The organism is Leifsonia sp. SIMBA_070 (genome assembly GCF_046534635.1).
Classification (GTDB): Bacteria; Actinomycetota; Actinomycetes; order Actinomycetales; family Microbacteriaceae; genus Leifsonia.
This window is the reverse complement of sequence record NZ_JAWRYK010000979.1, coordinates 1-234: the sequence shown is the minus strand read 5'-3', so window position 1 is coordinate 234 and position 234 is coordinate 1. Positions and strand designations below refer to the sequence as shown.

1 pseudogene is annotated in these 234 nt (G+C 65.4%); it reads left to right on the top strand.

Features of this window, described 5'->3' with window-relative positions:
* Positions 1–234: pseudogene (locus tag SB754_RS23095) on the top strand (penicillin-binding protein); the annotation flags it as partial.

The window sequence follows — 234 nt, the reverse complement described above, 5'->3', positions numbered from 1 at the left end:
GTACTTGCCCCCAGCCCCGGCTTTGCGGCAGACCTGTTGGGGACTGTGGGGCCCGCAACAGATGAGATGGCCGCTGACGGTCTGCTGGCTCCGGGGGACCTCACCGGGCTCTCCGGACTCCAGCGTGAATACGATTCCCAGCTCAGGGGCTCAGACGCGGTGACGGTTCGTGTCCTGAACGCGGACAACACTCCTTCTCCGCCTCTTTTTGAAGCACCGGCGGAACCCGGCGTG